Annotated in this window: 19 protein-coding genes; 10 read left to right on the forward strand and 9 right to left on the reverse strand. The window is 67.0% G+C overall.

Translation table 11 applies throughout. The features are described 5' to 3' along the window. Nucleotides 1-38: 38 nt before the first annotated feature. Nucleotides 39-437 (reverse strand): cytidine deaminase family protein, encoded by a 399-nt coding sequence (locus ACWIGM_RS07040; protein ID WP_454025177.1) that lies wholly within the window; start codon nt 435-437, stop codon nt 39-41. A 219-nt stretch (nt 438-656) separates the two neighbouring features. Between ACWIGM_RS07040 and ACWIGM_RS07045 the strand changes: the two genes are divergently transcribed. The 6 genes from ACWIGM_RS07045 (at nt 657) to ACWIGM_RS07070 (ending at nt 6,936) form a co-directional block, all read left to right on the forward strand. Then, nucleotides 657-1,472, forward strand: coding sequence for a molybdate ABC transporter substrate-binding protein (locus tag ACWIGM_RS07045; RefSeq protein WP_454025178.1), 816 nt, complete (start codon nt 657-659; stop codon nt 1,470-1,472). Between the two features lie 16 nt (nt 1,473-1,488). Next, a complete protein-coding gene (tsaA, locus tag ACWIGM_RS07050; RefSeq protein WP_454025179.1) occupies nt 1,489-1,938 on the forward strand; it encodes a tRNA (N6-threonylcarbamoyladenosine(37)-N6)-methyltransferase TrmO in 450 nt (149 codons plus the stop codon). A 104-nt stretch (nt 1,939-2,042) separates the two neighbouring features. Then, a complete protein-coding gene (locus tag ACWIGM_RS07055; RefSeq protein ID WP_454025180.1) occupies nt 2,043-3,071 on the forward strand; it encodes an amino acid ABC transporter substrate-binding protein in 1,029 nt (342 codons plus the stop codon). A gap of 200 nt (nt 3,072-3,271) precedes the next feature. Continuing rightward, a complete protein-coding gene (locus ACWIGM_RS07060; protein WP_454025181.1) occupies nt 3,272-4,435 on the forward strand; it encodes an amino acid ABC transporter permease in 1,164 nt (387 codons plus the stop codon). Continuing rightward, nucleotides 4,432-5,478, forward strand: a complete 1,047-nt coding sequence (locus ACWIGM_RS07065; protein WP_454025182.1) for an amino acid ABC transporter permease — start codon at nt 4,432-4,434, stop codon at nt 5,476-5,478. The genes ACWIGM_RS07060 and ACWIGM_RS07065 overlap by 4 nt, the downstream gene beginning before the upstream one ends. A gap of 156 nt (nt 5,479-5,634) precedes the next feature. Next, the gene (locus tag ACWIGM_RS07070; protein WP_454025183.1) at nt 5,635-6,936 is read left to right on the forward strand and encodes a hypothetical protein; all 1,302 of its coding nucleotides are present in this window, start codon (nt 5,635-5,637) and stop codon (nt 6,934-6,936) included. Here the strand turns inward: ACWIGM_RS07070 and ACWIGM_RS07075 are convergent. The 5 genes from ACWIGM_RS07075 to ACWIGM_RS07095 form a co-directional block, all read right to left on the reverse strand. Beyond that, entirely contained in the window at nt 6,884-7,411 is a 528-nt protein-coding gene (locus tag ACWIGM_RS07075) for a hypothetical protein (protein WP_454025184.1), read from the reverse strand. The genes ACWIGM_RS07070 and ACWIGM_RS07075 overlap by 53 nt on opposite strands. 28 nt (nt 7,412-7,439) lie before the next feature. Further along, entirely contained in the window at nt 7,440-8,006 is a 567-nt protein-coding gene (locus ACWIGM_RS07080) for a hypothetical protein (RefSeq protein ID WP_454025185.1), read from the reverse strand. Next, nucleotides 8,003-8,599 (reverse strand): hypothetical protein, encoded by a 597-nt coding sequence (locus tag ACWIGM_RS07085; protein ID WP_454025186.1) that lies wholly within the window; start codon nt 8,597-8,599, stop codon nt 8,003-8,005. The genes ACWIGM_RS07080 and ACWIGM_RS07085 overlap by 4 nt, the downstream gene beginning before the upstream one ends. Before the next feature lie 71 nt (nt 8,600-8,670). After that, entirely contained in the window at nt 8,671-9,417 is a 747-nt protein-coding gene (locus tag ACWIGM_RS07090; RefSeq protein WP_454025187.1) for an acetoacetate decarboxylase, read from the reverse strand. 10 nt (nt 9,418-9,427) lie between these two features. Next, nucleotides 9,428-10,210: a 3-hydroxybutyrate dehydrogenase gene (locus ACWIGM_RS07095; protein WP_454025188.1), complete on the reverse strand. Its 783-nt coding sequence runs from the start codon at nt 10,208-10,210 to the stop codon at nt 9,428-9,430. Nucleotides 10,211-10,417: 207 nt separating this feature from the next. Between ACWIGM_RS07095 and ACWIGM_RS07100 the strand changes: the two genes are divergently transcribed. Then, a complete protein-coding gene (locus tag ACWIGM_RS07100; protein WP_454025189.1) occupies nt 10,418-11,587 on the forward strand; it encodes a patatin-like phospholipase family protein in 1,170 nt (389 codons plus the stop codon). A gap of 14 nt (nt 11,588-11,601) precedes the next feature. On the opposite strand, the gene ACWIGM_RS07105 is transcribed toward ACWIGM_RS07100, so the two are convergent. After that, entirely contained in the window at nt 11,602-11,913 is a 312-nt protein-coding gene (locus tag ACWIGM_RS07105) for a DUF1272 domain-containing protein (RefSeq protein ID WP_454025190.1), read from the reverse strand. Between the two features lie 62 nt (nt 11,914-11,975). Here ACWIGM_RS07105 and ACWIGM_RS07110 point away from each other — a divergent pair, with 62 nt between their 5' ends. Then, on the forward strand, nt 11,976-12,977 hold the full coding sequence (locus tag ACWIGM_RS07110) for a GlxA family transcriptional regulator (protein WP_454025191.1): 1,002 nt from the start codon (nt 11,976-11,978) through the stop codon (nt 12,975-12,977). On the opposite strand, the gene ACWIGM_RS07115 is transcribed toward ACWIGM_RS07110, so the two are convergent. Beyond that, entirely contained in the window at nt 12,974-13,456 is a 483-nt protein-coding gene (locus ACWIGM_RS07115) for an Lrp/AsnC family transcriptional regulator (RefSeq protein ID WP_454025192.1), read from the reverse strand. The two genes, ACWIGM_RS07110 and ACWIGM_RS07115, sit on opposite strands and share 4 nt — an antisense overlap. Nucleotides 13,457-13,629: 173 nt before the next feature. On the opposite strand from ACWIGM_RS07115, the gene ACWIGM_RS07120 reads away from it, so the two are divergent. Continuing rightward, nucleotides 13,630-14,229, forward strand: coding sequence for a DUF6778 family protein (locus tag ACWIGM_RS07120; protein WP_454025193.1), 600 nt, complete (start codon nt 13,630-13,632; stop codon nt 14,227-14,229). A 110-nt stretch (nt 14,230-14,339) separates the two neighbouring features. Then, a complete protein-coding gene (locus ACWIGM_RS07125; protein WP_454025194.1) occupies nt 14,340-16,733 on the forward strand; it encodes a transketolase-like TK C-terminal-containing protein in 2,394 nt (797 codons plus the stop codon). A 16-nt stretch (nt 16,734-16,749) separates the two neighbouring features. On the opposite strand, the gene ACWIGM_RS07130 is transcribed toward ACWIGM_RS07125, so the two are convergent. Continuing rightward, nucleotides 16,750-17,211 (reverse strand): hypothetical protein, encoded by a 462-nt coding sequence (locus ACWIGM_RS07130; RefSeq protein ID WP_454025195.1) that lies wholly within the window; start codon nt 17,209-17,211, stop codon nt 16,750-16,752. Between the last annotated feature and the right edge of the window lie 15 nt (nt 17,212-17,226).

Raw genomic sequence — 17,226 nt, forward strand, 5'->3', positions numbered from 1 at the left:
TTGTTTCGCGGATTCCTGCCGCCTCCCGCGAGCGCAAGCTAGGCCGGCGGCGCGCTCGCCTCGCCATAAGGCAGCAACTGCGCCAGCGTGACGATCGTGCCCTTCGCGACGATGACCGAGGTCGTCCAGTTCTCCGGATCGACCTGGCGGATCAGTTCGCGGCAACGGCCGCAGGGCGGCATGATCTCGCCATCGGCATTGACCGCGACGATCGCCCGGATCTTGGTCTGCCGGCTCTTCAGCATCTCGGCGATCGCAGCATGCTCGGCGCAGAAGCCGAGGCTGCAGGCGGTGTCGATGCAGATGCCGGTATGGACGCTGCCCGTGGCGTCGAGCAACGCCGACGCCACGCCGCCGGCCGAACAGTCTTCCGAACAGGCGAAATCGCCGGCGATCTGAAACGCCGCCGCGATGAGGGCCTCGCTATCGAAACGCATCACCGCGATCTCCATCATGTTTGCCGGGCCGCGTCACCGCGTCGGAACCCGCAAGACCCGTCCGATGCACCATAGTGGTGGAAGGCGACAAGTGCCCGCTCGGCCGGTAGGGTATCGCATGGGCCGCTGTCGCCAGGAACCCGCACGGGGGCTGGATGACGAAGCGACCAACAGCCCGCTGCTTTTCTTCGCGGATTCCGGGCGAACCGAGGGCATGACGTGATCCGCAAACTTGTTCTCGCCACCGTCGTCAGCTTGTGGCCCGCGCTTGCCTCGGCGCAGCAGGCCCAGAAGCCGGTGCTGCTCCATGCTGCGGGCAGCCTGAAGAATGCGCTGACCGAGGTCGCGAAGGCTTTCGAAACCTCGACCGGGGTCCCGGTCAAAACCAGCTTCCGACCCTCCGGCCTGCTGCGTGAGGCGCTCGGCAAGGGCGAGCCGGCCGAGGTGTTCGCCTCGGCGAACATGGACCACCCGCTGGCCCTGGCGAAAGACGGCAAGGCCGGCCCCGTCGCGCTCTTTGTCCGCAACGAGACCTGCGCCTTCGCCCGCCCCGGCTTGGAGGTGACCAGCAACACGCTGCTCACTTACATGCTCGACCCGAAGGTCAAGCTCGGCACCTCGACGCCGAAGGCCGATCCCTCGGGCGACTATGCCTGGCAGGTCTTCGCCAAGGCCGAGGCGCTGAAAGCCGGCGCCAGGGCAACGCTGGAGGCCAAGGCGCTGCAGCTCGTCGGCGGCCCCAACAGCGCCCCGACCCCGCCCGACCGCAACGGCACCGGCCACCTGCTGGCGACCGGCGCCGCCGACCTCTTCCTTGGCTATTGCACCAATGCCGACCCGATCGCCCGCGAGCAGCCCGGCATCCGCATGGTCAGGTTGCCGGCGAACCTGCTGGTCGGCGCCGATTACGGGCTCACGGTGATGAACGGCGCGTCACCCAACGCCTATCGGCTGGGCATGTTTATCCTCTCTCCGGACGGGCAGCGCGTCCTGGCGCGGCACGGCTTCGTCGCGCCAGGCCTGCCGCGCGAGTGATGGCGGGAAGGCTCGAATGACGGATTGGCAAACGACCCGGCCGGGCGAGACCGAAGCGCCCTTGCCCGAGCGAAGCGATGCCCGCCTCGTCTTCATCGGCCGCATCCGCACGCCCTTCGCGACGCGCGACGACTGCCCGCGTCAGGGCAGGCCGGACGGACCGATTTGCCGCGTCGAGGTCGACGCGCATTGGCAGGCGGCGCTCGAGGGTATCGAAGCCTTCGCCGAGCTCGATCTGCTCTACTGGATGCACGAGGCGCGGCGCGACCTGCTGACGCAGACGCCGCGCGGCGGCGGCACGCTCGGCACCTTCGCACTACGCTCGCCGGTACGGCCGAACCCGATCGCGCTGTCGCGGGTGAGGCTGGAAGGCGTCGAGGGTGGGACCTTGCTGGTGCGCGGGCTCGACTGCCTCGACGGCACGCCGCTGCTCGACATCAAGCCGCATCGCCCCAGCCACGACTGACAGCAGCCGGCAGGAAACTCTCTCACCCCCCTTACCTTCCCCTGCCCGGCTGTTGCATAGTCGCCCGGACGTGGCGTCATGACGCTACAGGATGGGGAACGGACATGAAGACCTTTGCTCTCGCCGCGGCGCTCCTCGCCGCCGGCACCCTCGCCGCTTCCGCGCAGCAGCTCGCGACCAGCCCGACGCTCGACGCCATCAAGGCGCGCGGCCATCTCGAATGCGGCGTGCATCTCGGCCTGCCCGGCTTCTCCTTCGCCAATGACAAGGGCGAATGGACCGGGCTCGACGTCGATTATTGCCGCGCCCTCGCCGCCGCCGTGCTCGGCGACGCCACCAAGGTCAAGTACACGCCGACTTCGGTGCAGCAGCGCTGGCCGATCCTGCAATCGGGCCAGGTCGACGTGCTCTCGCGCAATTCGACCATCACCTTCTCGCGCAATGCCACACTCGGCCTCAACTTCCAGGGCATCAACTTCTACGAGGGCCAGACCTTCATCGTCCGCAAGAAGGCGAACGTGAAGTCGGCCGAGGAGCTCGACGGCGCCTCGGTCTGCGTCGCCGCCGGCTCGACCGAGGAGAAGAATGCCGCCGACTGGTTCCGCGAGCGCAATCTCAAGGTCACCATAACCAACTTCCAGAAGAATGACGACGCCATCACCGCCTATGACAGCGGCCGCTGCGACGCCTATACCGCCGGCGTCGGCGCCCTCGCCGGCCAGCGCGCCAAGCTCAAGGTCCCGGACGACCACGTCATCCTGACCAAGCCGATCTCGAACGATCCGCAGGGCCCGGTGACCCGCTATGGCGACGAGCGCTGGCAGCTGATCGTGCGCTGGGTGCTGAACGGCACCATCGCCGCCGAGATGCTCGGCGTCACCTCCAAGAACGTCGACGAGATGAAGGCGAACTCGAAGAACACCGAGGTCCGCCGCCTGCTCGGCGCCGAGGGCGGCTTCGGCGCGATGATGGGCCTGCCCGACGACTGGATGTACAAGGCGATCAAGCAGGTCGGGAATTATGGCGAGAGCTATGAGCGCACCGTCGGCCTGGAGTCGCCGCTGAAGCTCGAGCGCGGCCAGAACCAGCTCTGGACCAAGGGCGGCCTGCTCTTCACGCCGCCATTCCAGTGAGAGCGGCCACCGCTCTCACCTGACACTGGTCGTCCCGGCCAAGCCGCATCAGCGGCGCCGATCCGGGATCCATGCCTGAATCGCTCCGGCATGGGTCCTGGGTCTCCCGGAGCCTGCCGTCGGGCCGACCGAAGGTCGGACCCGATGGGTCGCCCGGGACGACCGATCTCTCTTCATCGAGCCAGAAGGGCGCTGCGACCGTGGCCAAAGCCCTCGCCTTCATCAACGACAAGCGCGTCCGCGACGTCTTCTACCAGGCGGCGCTGCTGATCGGCCTTGCGGCGCTGCTGATCTATTTCATCCGCAACGCCTCGCAGAACATGGTCCAGGCCGGCATCGCCTCGGGCTTCGATTTCCTCTGGCGCACCTCCGGCATCGAGGTGCCCTTCGTCCTGACCAACTACACCCAGTCGGACAACATCCTGTCGCTGTTCTGGGCCGGCGTCGCCAATACGATGCTGGTGACCGTGATCGCGCTCGTACTCTCGACGGCGCTCGGCTTCCTGATCGGCATCGCCCGGCTCTCCTCGATCTGGCTGGTCCAGGCCATTGCTGGCGCCTATGTCGAGTTCGTCCGCAACATCCCGCTGCTGTTCTTCGTGCTGTTCTGGTATTTCGGCGTCATCGCCGCTCTGCCCGCTCCCCGCGAGAGCCTTTCTGTTTTCGGCGTCGCCTTCCTCAACAATCGCGGCCTGACCATCCCGCTGCCCGACGCCGGCGCGAACTTCAAATACGCCTTCATCGCGATCGCGATCTCCTGCTTGCTGCACTGGCTCTTCCTGCGCTGGGCCAGGCGTCGCAAGGAAGCGACAGGCAAGGACGCGCCGATCCTGCGCGTCGGGCTCGTCCTGCTCCTCCTCGTCCCCGCCCTCGCGCTCGCCTGGGCGACGCTGGCGACGCGCTGGGACATTCCGGTGCTGCGCGGCTTCAACTATCGCGGCGGCTTCGTCGTCATTCCCGAGTTCGTGGCGCTTTTGGCGGCGCTCGTCACCTACACCGCCGGCTTCATCGCCGAGATCGTGCGCGGCGGCATCCAGTCGGTGCCGCATGGCCAGATCGAGGCATCGAGCGCCCTCGGCCTCAGGCCCGGCCAGACGCTCCGGCTCGTTACCATCCCGCAGGCGCTCAGGGTGATGACGCCGCCGATGACCAACCAGTACCTCAACGTGCTGAAGAACTCGTCCTTCGGCGCCGCCATCGCCTATCCGGACGTGGTCAGCCTGTTCATGGGCTCGGCGCTCAACAACACCGGCCAGGCGATCGAGATCATCGCGATGACGCTCGCGGTCTATCTCGTCATCGGCCTCGCCGTCTCGGCCTTCATGAACTGGTACAATGCCCGTATCGCGCTGGTGACCCGATGAGTGCCGCCGCCTCCCTCCCGACCAGCTGGCGCGAGCGCCTGTTCGGCACGCCGACCATCACCGTGGTGACGCTGCTGCTCGCGGCGCTGATCGCCTGGATCGCGGTCCCGATCATCCGCTGGGCCCTGATCGACGCGACCTGGAGCGGCCAGACCCGCAATGACTGCACCGGCACCGGCGCCTGCTGGGTCTTCATCAAGGCCCGCTTCGGCCAGTTCATGTACGGCTTCTATCCCGTGGACGAGCGCTGGCGGCCGAACCTCGCCGGCATTCTCTTTGCGCTCTCCGGCGCGGCGATCATCCTCGCGCCGAAGCGGCTGAAGCTCCGTCTCGGCCTTGCCGCGCTCGTCATCCTGCCGCCGCTCGGCGTCTGGCTCCTCGCCGGCGGCTTCGGCCTGCGCGCGATCGAGACGCGCGAATGGGGCGGGCTGATGCTGACCGTCTTCATCTCGATCTATGCCAGCCTGATCGCGATCCCGCTCGGCACCCTGCTCGCGCTCGGCCGGCAATCCGAGCTCAAGGTGATCAAGCTGATCTCGGTGCTGTTCATCGAGTTCTGGCGCGGCGTGCCGATCATCGCGGTGATCTTCCTGGCCTCGCTGCTGCTGCCCCTGATCATGCCGGCCGGCATCGGCGTCGATCGGCTGGCGCGCGCCGTGATCGGCCTCGGCTTCTGCATTGCCGCCTATATGGCTGAAGCGGTGCGCGGCGGCCTGCAGGCGCTGCCAAAGGGCCAGCGCGAGGCGGCAACCGCGCTCGGCCTCAGCTACTGGAAGGCGACCTGGTTCATCATCCTGCCGCAGGCGCTGCGCATCTCGCTGCCGGCGATCACCAACGAGTTCATCGCGCTGGTCAAGAACACCACGCTCGTCCTCGTCGTCTCGATCCTCGATCTGCTCGGCATCGCCCAGGCCTCGCTCGCCGATCCCAACTGGGTCGGCATGAACATGGAGGCCTATGTCTTTTCCGGCGCCCTCTACTGGCTGATCTGCTTTGCGCTCTCACGCTGGAGCCGGAGCCTGGAGACGAAACGAGGGCGATAGCCCCTCGCCGTCATGCTCGGGCTTGACCCGAGCATCTCAGGCCGGAGAAGGCCTCGGCCAGCACCTTTTCGTCATGAGATTCTCGGGTCTGCGCTTCGCTTCGCCCGAGAATGACGGGGTTCATTCCGAGGCGATGAGCCTGTACAACCCCAGCTCATGCAAGAGATCGCCGGCCTCGCCCGCCTCTTCCTCCGGCTCTGGCGCCAGGCCTGGCCCCTGCTGCTGCTACTCGCGACGCTCGGCTCCATCGCCAACGAGCTGCTGCTGCCGCTGGCGGTCAAGCTCGGCTATCTCAACAGCCTCGCGGGCTTCGCCGTGCTCGCTCTGCTGGTGCTCGCCAAGCTCGTCGTCACCGTGCTGATGTTCGTCGCCCTGCGGCCCTATCTGCCGGCGGTGGCGGCCTTGCAGGTCGCCGGCGTGAATTCGCAATCCGATGTGCCACAGCCGGCCGGCGCGCGCGCCGTGATCGGTCTGGTCGCCCTCGCCCTCGTCCCGTTCTTCGCTTACTACGCCGCCTGGGGTTTCCTCGGCGACACCGTCCGCGACTACTCGGTGCGAGCGCTCTCGGCCGCCGGCCTCGGCGAGCGCGTCAATGTCTTGGACGTGCCACTCTCGCTCTGGCTCGTGCTCGCCATCGGCCTCGCCTGGCTTGTGCGCAAGCTCGCCAAGGCCGGCCAGACCCGCCGGCCCTCGCCCTTCTGGCAATTCCTCGTGATCGCCTGCGACGCCAACTGGATCTTCGTCGGCCTCTACGCCCTGTCGCGCTGGAAGGACACCGGCTGGACCTGGCTCAAGACCATCGCCCTGCCCTATCTCAGGCTCATCAGCGACTGGACGCTCTCGCTGATCGGCAAAGCACAGGCGGCGATGCCGGAGGCGATCGACCTCGCCGAGCCGCCGCTCGGCACCAGCCTGCAGAGCCTGTTCCTTTACACGCTGCTGCCACTGGTCTGGCTGCTGATGGCAGCGACGATCTATGGCTACGACGCCAAGGACCCTTCGGCCCTCGCCCGCGACCGGCGCGCCGCCGCGGCTCTGGCGCGCTGGCAGGCGGCGCCGAAATTCGCCCGTGACTTCGCCGAGCATTTCATCAGCGGCTATCGCTCGCGCTATCTGCCGGTCGTCAACAGCGTCCGTCTCGCCTTCGGCGCCAGCCTCTCGGTCTTGATTGCGCTCGTCGTCGGCTATCGCTTCATCGGCTTCGCCGCCGCCTGGCTCTGGATCGGCCTGACCCGCCTGATCGGCCCGCTCGACCTCGACAGCTGGCAGCTGATCGCCAACGCCATCGCCTTCCTGCTCGGCGGTCCCAGCGAGATCCGCGGCGGCATCCTGGTCGAGAGCCTGCGCATCTGCCTGCTGGCGGCGGTGATGGAGACCGCCGTCGCCGCGCAGAGCCGCGGCGGCGCTAGCCCGGAACCCCAAAGCGCAGATAATCAGGCCGCCCGGTCGGCAGGCTGAGCACCGGCCTGACCTGCCCATTCATCCCGGCCGGCAGCACGAAGCCCTCGCTGATCCGGAGCGTCGCGCCCGCCGCCGGCTTGCTCGCCAGCGCCTGGGTGCAGGTCGGGACGGTCTGGCCGCGCCGCTCGGGCAAGCGGTTGACCTCGCTCGGCGTCAGGAATTGCGGCGACCAGCGCCGCCCGTCCGACGCCTCCAGCACCAGCCGGCACGGCAGCACGGCGAAGGCGCCGGGATCACGCACCACCGCTTCCATGTCGAGCAGCATGACGGCCCGGCCGTCCGACCGTTCGCCGACGCGGCGTAGGCCCGTCAGCTTCCACTCGGCGCCACCCAGGTTCGCAGCTGCACCTGCCGGAACCTGTCGAACGAAGAGCTCGCGCGACCGCCACCATTCCCAGGCGTTCTCGCAGGATTGCAGAAAGAGGCCGAGCGCCAGCGCCGCCGGCAGCGCCCACAGGCTAAGACGCCGCATTCGCAGAACGTCTGGGGAGACGACAACGTCACTCATAGGCGAGCTCGCTCAGGTCGATCAGCGGCGCAGGCGCCTCGAGCTTCGCAGGCAAGGCAATCTCGGCCTGCGTATCGAGTCGCGGCCAGCGCGAGGCCGCCACCAGCAGCGTCGCGCCTTCAACAGCCTCGCGCGGCAGTTCGAAGATGAAAATGCCGCGCTGCGGCAGGCCAGGTTCGAGCCGGTCGGTCCCGAGCAGACGCGGCGCGCCCTGGAAGCGCGGGCTCGCGACGAAACGAGCCCCTAGCGCGCTGCGCCAGATCGCGCTGCCGATCGTGATCGAGGCGGGCTGTGCTTCGAGCCGCGCAATCACCAGCGCGAAGATGCCGCTGCTGTCGCGCTCGACCTCGCGGCCATAGGCCTTGAAGCGCAGCTTCTCGACGAGCAACACAGTGTCGGCCCGCACGGAAAAGCCGCGCCCGGAGAGCGTCTCGCCGAGCGTCCCCTTGAGCGGGATCGGCCCGGTGATCTCGGCATAGCCCGGCGTATAGCGCTGCATGCCAACCAGCAGCATGGCCGCCAGCACGAGCGCGCCAAGCTTGGCGAATGCGCCGCTCACGGCTTCACCTCGGAACGAGCGACCGGCAAGGTCGCAGCCGCGATCGGCTTGCGGTTGAACCAGCCCGGCGCAGCGAGCAGGTTGTCGCGCGGCTTGAAGGTCTCGCCGTTGACGACGAGGCGCAACCGCTCCGGCGCCTTCGCGCCGGGTGCCAGCCGCCAGATCACCTGCACCCGCTCGGGCAGGCCCGGCTGCAGCGCGCTCAGCATCCCCTTGTCGCGCATCAGCCAGAAGGTCGGATTGGGCTGCAGGCCTTCGACCGGAGGCTCGACGCTGAGGATGCGCGCGAACGTATTGTCGGTTTCCGAGCTGCGATTGGCGATGTCGAGATCGAGCGCCAGGAACTGCGTCCCGTCGGGCGCAGGCGGTCCGCCCGGCCGCGACTGCGTCGTCAGCCGCGCGTCATGCAGCATGATGCGCCAGCGGCCGGCATCGAGCGGCGCGCCGGCGGCGAGCGCCGGCAGAACCGGTGGCTCCAGCGCCTCGAGCAGGCTCTGGCCGGAGGTAATGGCGAGCGCCAGCAATCCGCCGATGCCGATGGTGAGCTTCGAGCCGACGGCTTGGCGTAAGCCCGCCAGCCAGGAGACAATCATGCGCGCCTGAAATCCCTCGCGCCCCCGGCGCGGCAAGATAGTCGGCGCAGCCGCGAGCGCAACCCGCGGTATCAGCCTTTCATGTAGTCGTGGATCTTGCGGCCGAAGGGCAGGGTCAGATCGGCGATGAAGTGATGCGCGCCCAGCACCTTGCGCACCGGCAGATCGGCGACCGGCGCATTGACATGCGGGATCAGGTGCAGCCGGCCCGGACCGATCCAGGAGCCCTTGACCGTGATGTCGGTGAGATTGAGCGCGACGAGCTGGCAGATCTCCGGCTCGCCGTCGACACCGGGGATGATCTTCAGGTTGACCTGCGTCTTGGTCAGCATGGCCGTCGTCCTGACGCCGTTGCCGGCGAGGCTCTCATGCTTGTAGCCCATCGTGCCCATGGCGACCTGCTGGCCGGCATATTCGAGCGTGCCGGTCAGCGTATCCTTGATTACCTCGAGCTTGGGATGGGCGTATTTCTTCGGGAAGCCCCAGATCTCGCGGCCGGCCGAGATCGGCGGCTCGAGGTCGAGATACATCTGCGAGACGAAGCTGACCTCCTCCTCGCCGAAGGTGCAGGGGATGATGATCCCGGTCTCGGTATAGGTGCCGAAGCCGGAGGAGTCCGGCATCTTGATCCACTCATAGTGCACCACCGGCTGGGCGATCGGCATCAGCGGCTCGGGCAAATGATGGCGGATCAGCTCCGGGTCGGTCTCGTAGCTGATGATCATGTATTCGCGGTTGACGAAGCGATACGGCCCGGCCGGATAGCTCGGCCCGGCGAGCGGCATCGAGGGCAGGTCGAGGATCTGCTGACGGTTCATGATGGTGCCCTCACTGCGCGGTCCAGCCGCCATCGACCGGCAGGATGACGCCGGTGATCGACTTTGCCGCATCGGAAGCCAGGAAGACAGCGAGCGCCGCCACCTCCTCGCTGGTGACGAACTGCTTGGTCGGCTGGGCGTGCAGCAGCACGTCGTTGATGACCTGCTCCTTGGTCAGCCCCCGCGCCGCCATGGTCTCGGGGATCTGCTTCTCGACCAGCGGCGTCCAGACATAGCCGGGGCAGATCGCATTGGCGGTGACGCCGAAAGTCGCCGCCTCCAGCGCGACCGTCTTGGTCAGGCCGGCGATGCCGTGCTTGGCCGCGACATAGGCGCTCTTGAACGGCGAGGCGACCAGCGCATGGGCCGAGGCCGTGTTGATGATCCGGCCCCATTTGCGCTGCTTCATCCCCGGCAGCGCGGCGCGAATGGCATGGAAGGCGGCCGAGAGGTTGATCGCGATGATCGCATCCCATTTCTCGACCGGGAACTCCTCCACCGGCGAGACGAACTGGATACCGGCATTGTTGACGAGGATGTCGACGCCGCCGAACTCGGCTTCTGCCTCGGCGATCATCGCAGCAATCGCGCCACCATGGGCCATGTCGGCCGGCGAATAGCGCACCTTCACCCCGAAATCGGCCTCGATGCCGACACGCTCCTGCTCGATCGCCTCCGGCGCGCCGAAGCCGTTGATGACGATGTTGGCGCCCTCAGCCGCATAGGCGCGGGCGATGGAAAGGCCGATGCCGGAGGTCGAGCCGGTGACGACGGCGGTCTTGCCCTTGAGCATGCTCTGATCTCCCGGCTGCGAGAACACGACGCGAAGCTGCGTCGCAAGGTCCATGCCGCTGAGGTGGAAGAGCAAGCTGACGGGGCGATGAAGCTTGTCTGACGGGCAGGTGACACCGATATCCGTATCTGCCCGCGTCACATGCCTGTCACGGCATGCCCATCACAGATGGGCCAAAATCCCGCCAGAGCGAACGGAATCCGCGCCATGAACGCCCCTTTTGCGCCCTCCCCGTCCTCCACCGAGCGCTATCTCGGCTGGCGTCCGGAGCGCTGCGATCGCGTCGCGCTCGTGCTCCAGGGCGGCGGCGCGCTCGGTGCCTATCAGGCCGGGGTGTACCAGGCGCTGCACGAGGCCGACATCGCGCCGGACTGGGTCTCAGGCGTCTCGATCGGCGCGATCAACTCGGCGATCATCGCCGGCAATCCGCGCGAGCGCCGGATCGAGCGACTGCAGGAATTCTGGGATCGCATCACCGACCGCAAGGTCTGGTGGTTCACGCCCGAGGGCGACATCTTCCGCCAGGCTCGCAACGCGACCTCGTCCTTCCTCACCACGATGCTCGGCCAGCCCGGCTTCTTCGAGCCGCGGCGCACCAATGCCTGGCTGGCGCCGGCCGGAGCGAGCGACGCGACCAGTTTCTACGACACCTCGCCCTTGCGCGAGACCCTGCTCGAACTGGTCGATTTCGACCTGATCAACAGCAAGCGCACCCATTTCTCGGTCGGCGCCGTCAACGCGCTCTCGGGCAATTTCGTCTATTTCGACAACACGCTAGAGGAGATCACACCCGAGCACGTCATGGCCTCGGGCGCCCTGCCGCCGGCCTTCCCGACCGTTCAGATCGGCACCGAGCACTACTGGGATGGCGGCATCGTCTCCAACACACCGCTGTCGCATCTGCTCGCCCAGGACGACACGCTGAACTCGCTGATCTTCCAGGTCGATCTCTTCTCGTCACGCGGGCCGATGCCGCGCACGATGCAGGACGTGATGGGCCGGCACAAGGACATCATGTATTCCTCGCGCACCCGCATGGTCACCGACCTCTTCCAGACCCTTCAGGGCTGGAAGAAAAAGACCCATGAGGCCCTCAGCCACATCCCCGAGGATGTCCTGAACGAGGAGGATCGCCAGCTCCGCGACGAGCTCGCTTTGATCCCCGAGCACACCATCCTGCAGTTGATCTACCAGCAGAAAACCTATGAGAGCCACGCCAAGGATCACGAGTTCTCGCGCACCTCGATGAAGGATCACTGGCATTCCGGCTACGAGGACACCAAGCAGACGCTGACCCGCAAGGACTGGCTGGTGATCCCGCCGGACGGTGCTGGCATCTGGACGCACGACGTCCATCGCGATTTCGAGCGGCGCTGAGCGCAAGCGCCTGATCAGCGCTCCTGCGGCGGCACGTTGCGCAGCAACTCGGTGCGCTCGCGCCGCTGCGCTTGCGTCCATTGCGAATGATGACGTTTCATACCGGCGGGGCGGTTGGCTAGGCCAAGGCCGAGCCCACCCCAATCGCCGACCGGGCGGACCGGCCGTTGCACGAAGCCACCACCGCAGCTCGGGCAGACATTCTCCAGCACTCGCTCGGCGCAATCCGCACAGTAGGTGCATTCATAGCTGCAGATCCGCGCCTCCAGCGAGGCCGGCGGCAGGTCGCAGTCGCAGAGTTCGCAATTTGGCCGCAGCTCCAGCATGACGTCTTTCCTCTCGTTGCGGGAACTGGATGCCATGCGCAGGCGATGTCATAAATGACAAGATGACCTCGTTTCCTGCCATGGCTGTCACGACGCCCATCCGCGTCGTCATCGTGCTGTTCGCGCGTACGAAGCTGCTCGACGTCACCGGCCCCTTGCAGGTTTTCAATGACGCCAAGCGCGCCGACGGCAGCGCCGTCTACGAGATCACCCTCGCCTCCGAGCATGGCGGCCTGGTCGAGACCGATGCCGGTGTGCCGCTGCCGAGCATTTCTCTAGCCGAGACTGCTGCCGAGCCGATCGACACATTGCTCGTCTCGGGCGGTCGCTCGGCGCTGGACGCGGCTGCCTCTGCAACGCTGCGCGACTTCCTGCGCGAGCAGAGCGGCAAGGTCCGCCGGCTCGGCTCGATCTGCCTCGGCGCCTTCATCCTCGCCGCCGCCGGCCTGCTCGATGGCTGCGAGGCGACGACGCATTGGGAATACGCCGAGCGCCTCGGCGCAGCCCATCCGACGACGACCGTCCGGCCGGACGCGATCTTCGTCAGCAATGGTCGGATCTGGACCTCGGCCGGTGTCTCCACCGGCATCGACATGGCGCTGGCCATGGTCGAGGAGGATTTGGGACGTAAGGCGGCGCTCGATCTGGCGCGCGACCTCGTGCTCTACCTCAAGCGCCCCGGCGGCCAGGCGCAGTTCAGCGGCGAATTGCAGCGCCAGTCACGCGATGCCGCCGGCCGCTTCGAGGCCTTGCATGCCCATATGCGCGAGCATGCCGCCGGCGACCTCTCGGTGCCCGAGCTCGCCCGCATCATGGCGATGAGCCCGCGCCATTTCGCCCGGGTCTATGCACAGGAGACCGGCTCTAGCCCGGCCAAGGCGGTCGAGGCCGTCAGGCTCGATCTCGCCCGCGACCTGCTCGAAGAAACGGATATCGGCATCCAGCAGATCGCGGTCCGCGCCGGCTTCGGCGATGATGAGCGCCTGCGCCGCGCTTTCCTGCGCCGCTATGGTGTTGCGCCGGGCGAGTACCGGACGCGGTTCGGAAACGCGCGGGTCAGCTAGCCTCTCCCGAGCTCCACCGGCACCGAATAGGAGCGCTTCACCCGCCCGAGCGCGAAGCTCGATTCGATCGACGCGACATTGTCGAGCCGCGTCAACTTGTCCTTGAGGAAGCGCTCATAGGCGGCGAGATCGCTGACGATGATGCGCAGCAGATAGTCGCGCTGCCCGGTCATCAGATAGCAGTCGGCGACCTCGGGCCAGCGCGAAACGGCCGCAGCGAAGCGGTCGAGTTCCTCCTCGCGCTGGCGCTCGAGCTTGATCGAAGCGAAGACCGAGACGGGAAGCCCGAGCTTCTCCTGGTTCACGATGGCGACATAGCCCTCGATGATCCCAGCCTCCTCCAGGAGGCGCACCCGCCTTGCACAGGGGCTGGGTGAGAGCCCGACCTTGCCGGCCAGCTCCTGAACGCTGATCCGCCCGTCCGCCTGCAGGGCCTGGACGATGCGGCGGTCGATCTCGTCGAGCTTGAAATCTGGCATTTTCCCTCACCTGACGCCCTGAACTTAGCGGAAACCGCCAAGAGCGAAAGAGCCACGCAATGATTGTGACATTCCCGTCACGGTTGCAGTTTTGCTGGGTTTTCAGCATTGGCGAGCGCTGGCGAACGGGTGCGACTCAGATCTAGTCGGGCTCCCTCCTCTCGGAATCCGACATGCTCAACCGCTTGTTTTCACTCTGCCTTCTCGCGGCAGCTCTGTCCGGCTGCGTCACCGCCCAGAACCCGCTTGCGCCGCAACAGGTCGAGGCGCTTCACCTGACGACCGTGACCGTCGAAGTCGACCCGGCTGCAACCCTCTGGTGGGGCGATGGCGACCGCGCCTATGCCCGCAGCAAGGGCTTGCCGGAGCAGAACTCGGAGGAGCTGTCGAAGACGCCGGAAGCGCGCGCCTTCATCGCCAAGGCGGCCTCGGACAAGATCGCCGCGACGCTGCAACAGCAGCTCAGGCCGGTGCTCGCCGGCCAGCGGCCGGTGAAGGTGGTCGTCACCCTGCGCCGGCTCTATCTTTCCTCCATCATCCAGCGGATCACCCTGGGGGGCGCTCACGACATGACGGCGGATGTCGCTGTCATCGACGCCAAGACCGGCGCGCCGATCCTTGCCCATCCGGAATTCCGGGCGACGGCGCTGGCTGGCCAGGGGATCGGCGGCACTCTGGTGGACGCCGCCCTGATGTCGGATCCGATCGATCGACTGACCGGGAATTTCGCCGAGCGCTTCAGGGACTGGCTCCTGCCGCAGCAGCCCCGATAGGGATTGCCGCCCCATCTTGGCGGTTTCCACCAAAACAGCCGGCACGGCAGCCGATCTTTAGCTGCCTTCGCCACGCGAACCATGCATGATGGCCTGCGCTGGAGGCCATCATGTCCGATCCCCGTCTGCCCATCCTCGCCGAGCTTGAGAAGAAGATTCTCTGGCTCGCCTCATGGACGATCCACAACGCCAACCATATCCGCCCGAACGAGGACGGGATGAAGGTCGGCGGCCACCAGGCCTCCTCGGCCTCGCTGGCGACGATCATGACGGCGCTCTACATGGCCGCGCTGAAGCCGCAGGACCGGGTGGCGGTGAAGCCGCACGCCTCGCCGGTCTTCCACGCCATCAACTATCTGATGGGCCTGCAGACGCAGGAGAAGCTCGAGAACTTCCGCGGCTACAAGGGCGCGCAGAGCTATCCCTCGCGCACCAAGGACATCGACGACGTCGATTTCTCGACCGGCTCGGTCGGCCTCGGCGTGGCGCAGACGCTCTTCTCGTCGCTGGTCCAGGACTATGTGAAGGCACATGGCTGGGGTGGCGATACGCCGGAAGGGCGCATGGTCGCGCTGATCGGCGATGCCGAGCTCGACGAGGGCAACATCTTCGAGGCCCTGATGGAGGGCTGGAAGCACGGCGTGCGCAACACCTGGTGGGTGATCGACTATAACCGCCAGTCGCTCGATGCCGTCGTCCGCGAAGGCCTCTATGACCGGATCGAGCAGATGTTCCGCGCCTTCGGCTGGGACGTCGTCACGCTGAAGTACGGATCGCTGCAGCAGGCCGCCTTCAAGGAGAAGGGCGGCGAGCGGCTGAAGGCCTGGATCGATTCCTGTCCGAACCAGCTGTATTCGGCCCTGACCTTCCAGGGCGGCGCTGCCTGGCGCAAGCGCCTGATGGATGATCTCGGCGATCAGGGCCCGGTCACCAAGCTGATCGAGAAGCGCTCGGACGCCGAGCTTTCGGCGCTGATGTGCAATCTCGGCGGCCACGACCTGCCCTCGCTGCTCGAAGCCTTCGAAGGCATCACGCATGACCGGCCGGTCTGCTTCCTGGCTTACACGGTCAAGGGCTTCGGCCTGCCACTCGCTGGCCACAAGGACAACCATGCCGGCCTGATGACCAAGGAGCAGATGGAAGGCTTCAAGGCCGCCAACAAGGTCAGGCCCGGCCGTGAATGGGATCTGTTCGAGGGGCTGACGCTACCTGAAAAGGAGATCCGCGCCTTCCTCGACAAGGTGCCGTTCTTCGCCAAGGGGCGTCGGCGCCATTCCTCGCCCGCCCTCCCGGTGCCGGCCAAGCTGGAGGCCGGCATCCAGGCGACGATGTCGACGCAGATGGGCTTCGGCAAGGTGCTCGACGAACTCGCCAAGCTCGGCGGCCCGCTCGCCGACCGCATCGTCACCACGGCGCCCGACGTCACCGTCTCGACCAATCTCGGCCCCTGGGTCAACCGGCGCGGCCTGTTCGCGCGGGCGTCGATGGCCGACACCTTCAAGGACGAACGCATCCCCTCGATGCAGAAATGGGAGTTCTCGCCGAAGGGCCAGCATATCGAGCTGGGCATTGCCGAGATGAACCTGTTCATCAACCTCTCGGCGCTCGGGCTGTCGCATTCGATCTTCGGCGAGCGGCTGATCCCGATCGGCACGCTCTACGACCCCTTCATCTCGCGTGGCCTCGATGCGCTGAATTATGCCTGCTACCAGGACGCCCGCTTCATGGTGGTGGCGACACCGGCCGGCGTCACGCTGGCGCCCGAGGGCGGCGCGCACCAGTCGATCGCGACGCCGCTGATCGGCATGAGCCAGGACGGGCTCTGCGCTTTCGAGCCGGCCTTCGTCGACGAGCTCGCCGTGATGATGCGCTGGTCGTTCGAATACCTGCAGAAGGATGGCGAGGGTGATCCGGACGAGCGCACCTGGCTGCGCGACGAGACCGGCGGCTCGGTTTATCTCCGCCTCTCGACCCGCCAGGTCGAGCAGCCCAAGCGCGCCATGACGCCGGAGCTGGAACGCGACATCATCGACGGCGCCTATTGGCTGCGAAAGCCCGGCCCGAACGCCTCGGTGGTGATCGCCTATACCGGCGCCGTCGCGCCCGAGACGATCGAAGCCGTCGGCCTGCTCGGTGAGGACCGCCGTGATGTCGGCCTGCTCGCCATCACCTCGGCGGACCGGCTCAATGCCGGCTGGCAGGCGGCCGAGCGGGCGCGCCAGCGCGGCAACCATGCAGCGACCAGCCATGTCGAGCGCCTGCTCGGCGAGCTCTCGCGCGATTGCGGCATCGTCTCGGTGCTGGACGGCCATCCGGCGACTTTGGCCTGGCTCGGCAGCGTCCACGGCCACAGGCAGAAGGCGCTCGGCGTCGAGCATTTCGGCCAGACCGGCACGGTCGCCGACCTCTACCGCCATTTCGGCATCGACGCGAACGCGATCGTCCACGCGGCAAACGCAGCGGCACCGGGCCGGCCGGTGCGGTATCTGAAGGCGCTGCCGTGAGGCGCGCCGGCGACGCTTACGCCTCGCCGGTATAGCGACTGCGCAGATAGGCTTCGAGATCGACGTCGCGGCGCGGCGACAGCAGGAATCGCCGCCAAGCCGCGGTCTCGTATGAGACCGCCGTCATCTCCCAGATGCAGAACGTCCCGCGATGGGCGTGCGGGGCGTCGAAGGGCGCGAACGCCGTCATGCCCCCGTCGATGAACTGCACGGTTTCCCAGAGCTCGTTGGTGCCGCGCCAGGTGCAGAGCAGCAGGAAATGGAAATGCTCGCCGCAGCGATGCAGGATGGCGAAGCCGACCTCGCCGTTCCGGCCGGCCGCAAACCCTTCCGCCGCCTGCCGCGCCATCGCGATCGTGGCAGCCTCGATGCCGGCTTCGGCGATCTCATACCATTTCAGCACGGCCTGCGGCGCGACGAGATTGTCGCCGGTCGCCACCAGCTTCCGCTGGGCGCCCTGCCCTGCAGGCGCATCCATCTCCACGATCCGCAC

The organism is Allobosea sp. NPDC055332 (genome assembly GCF_053645455.1).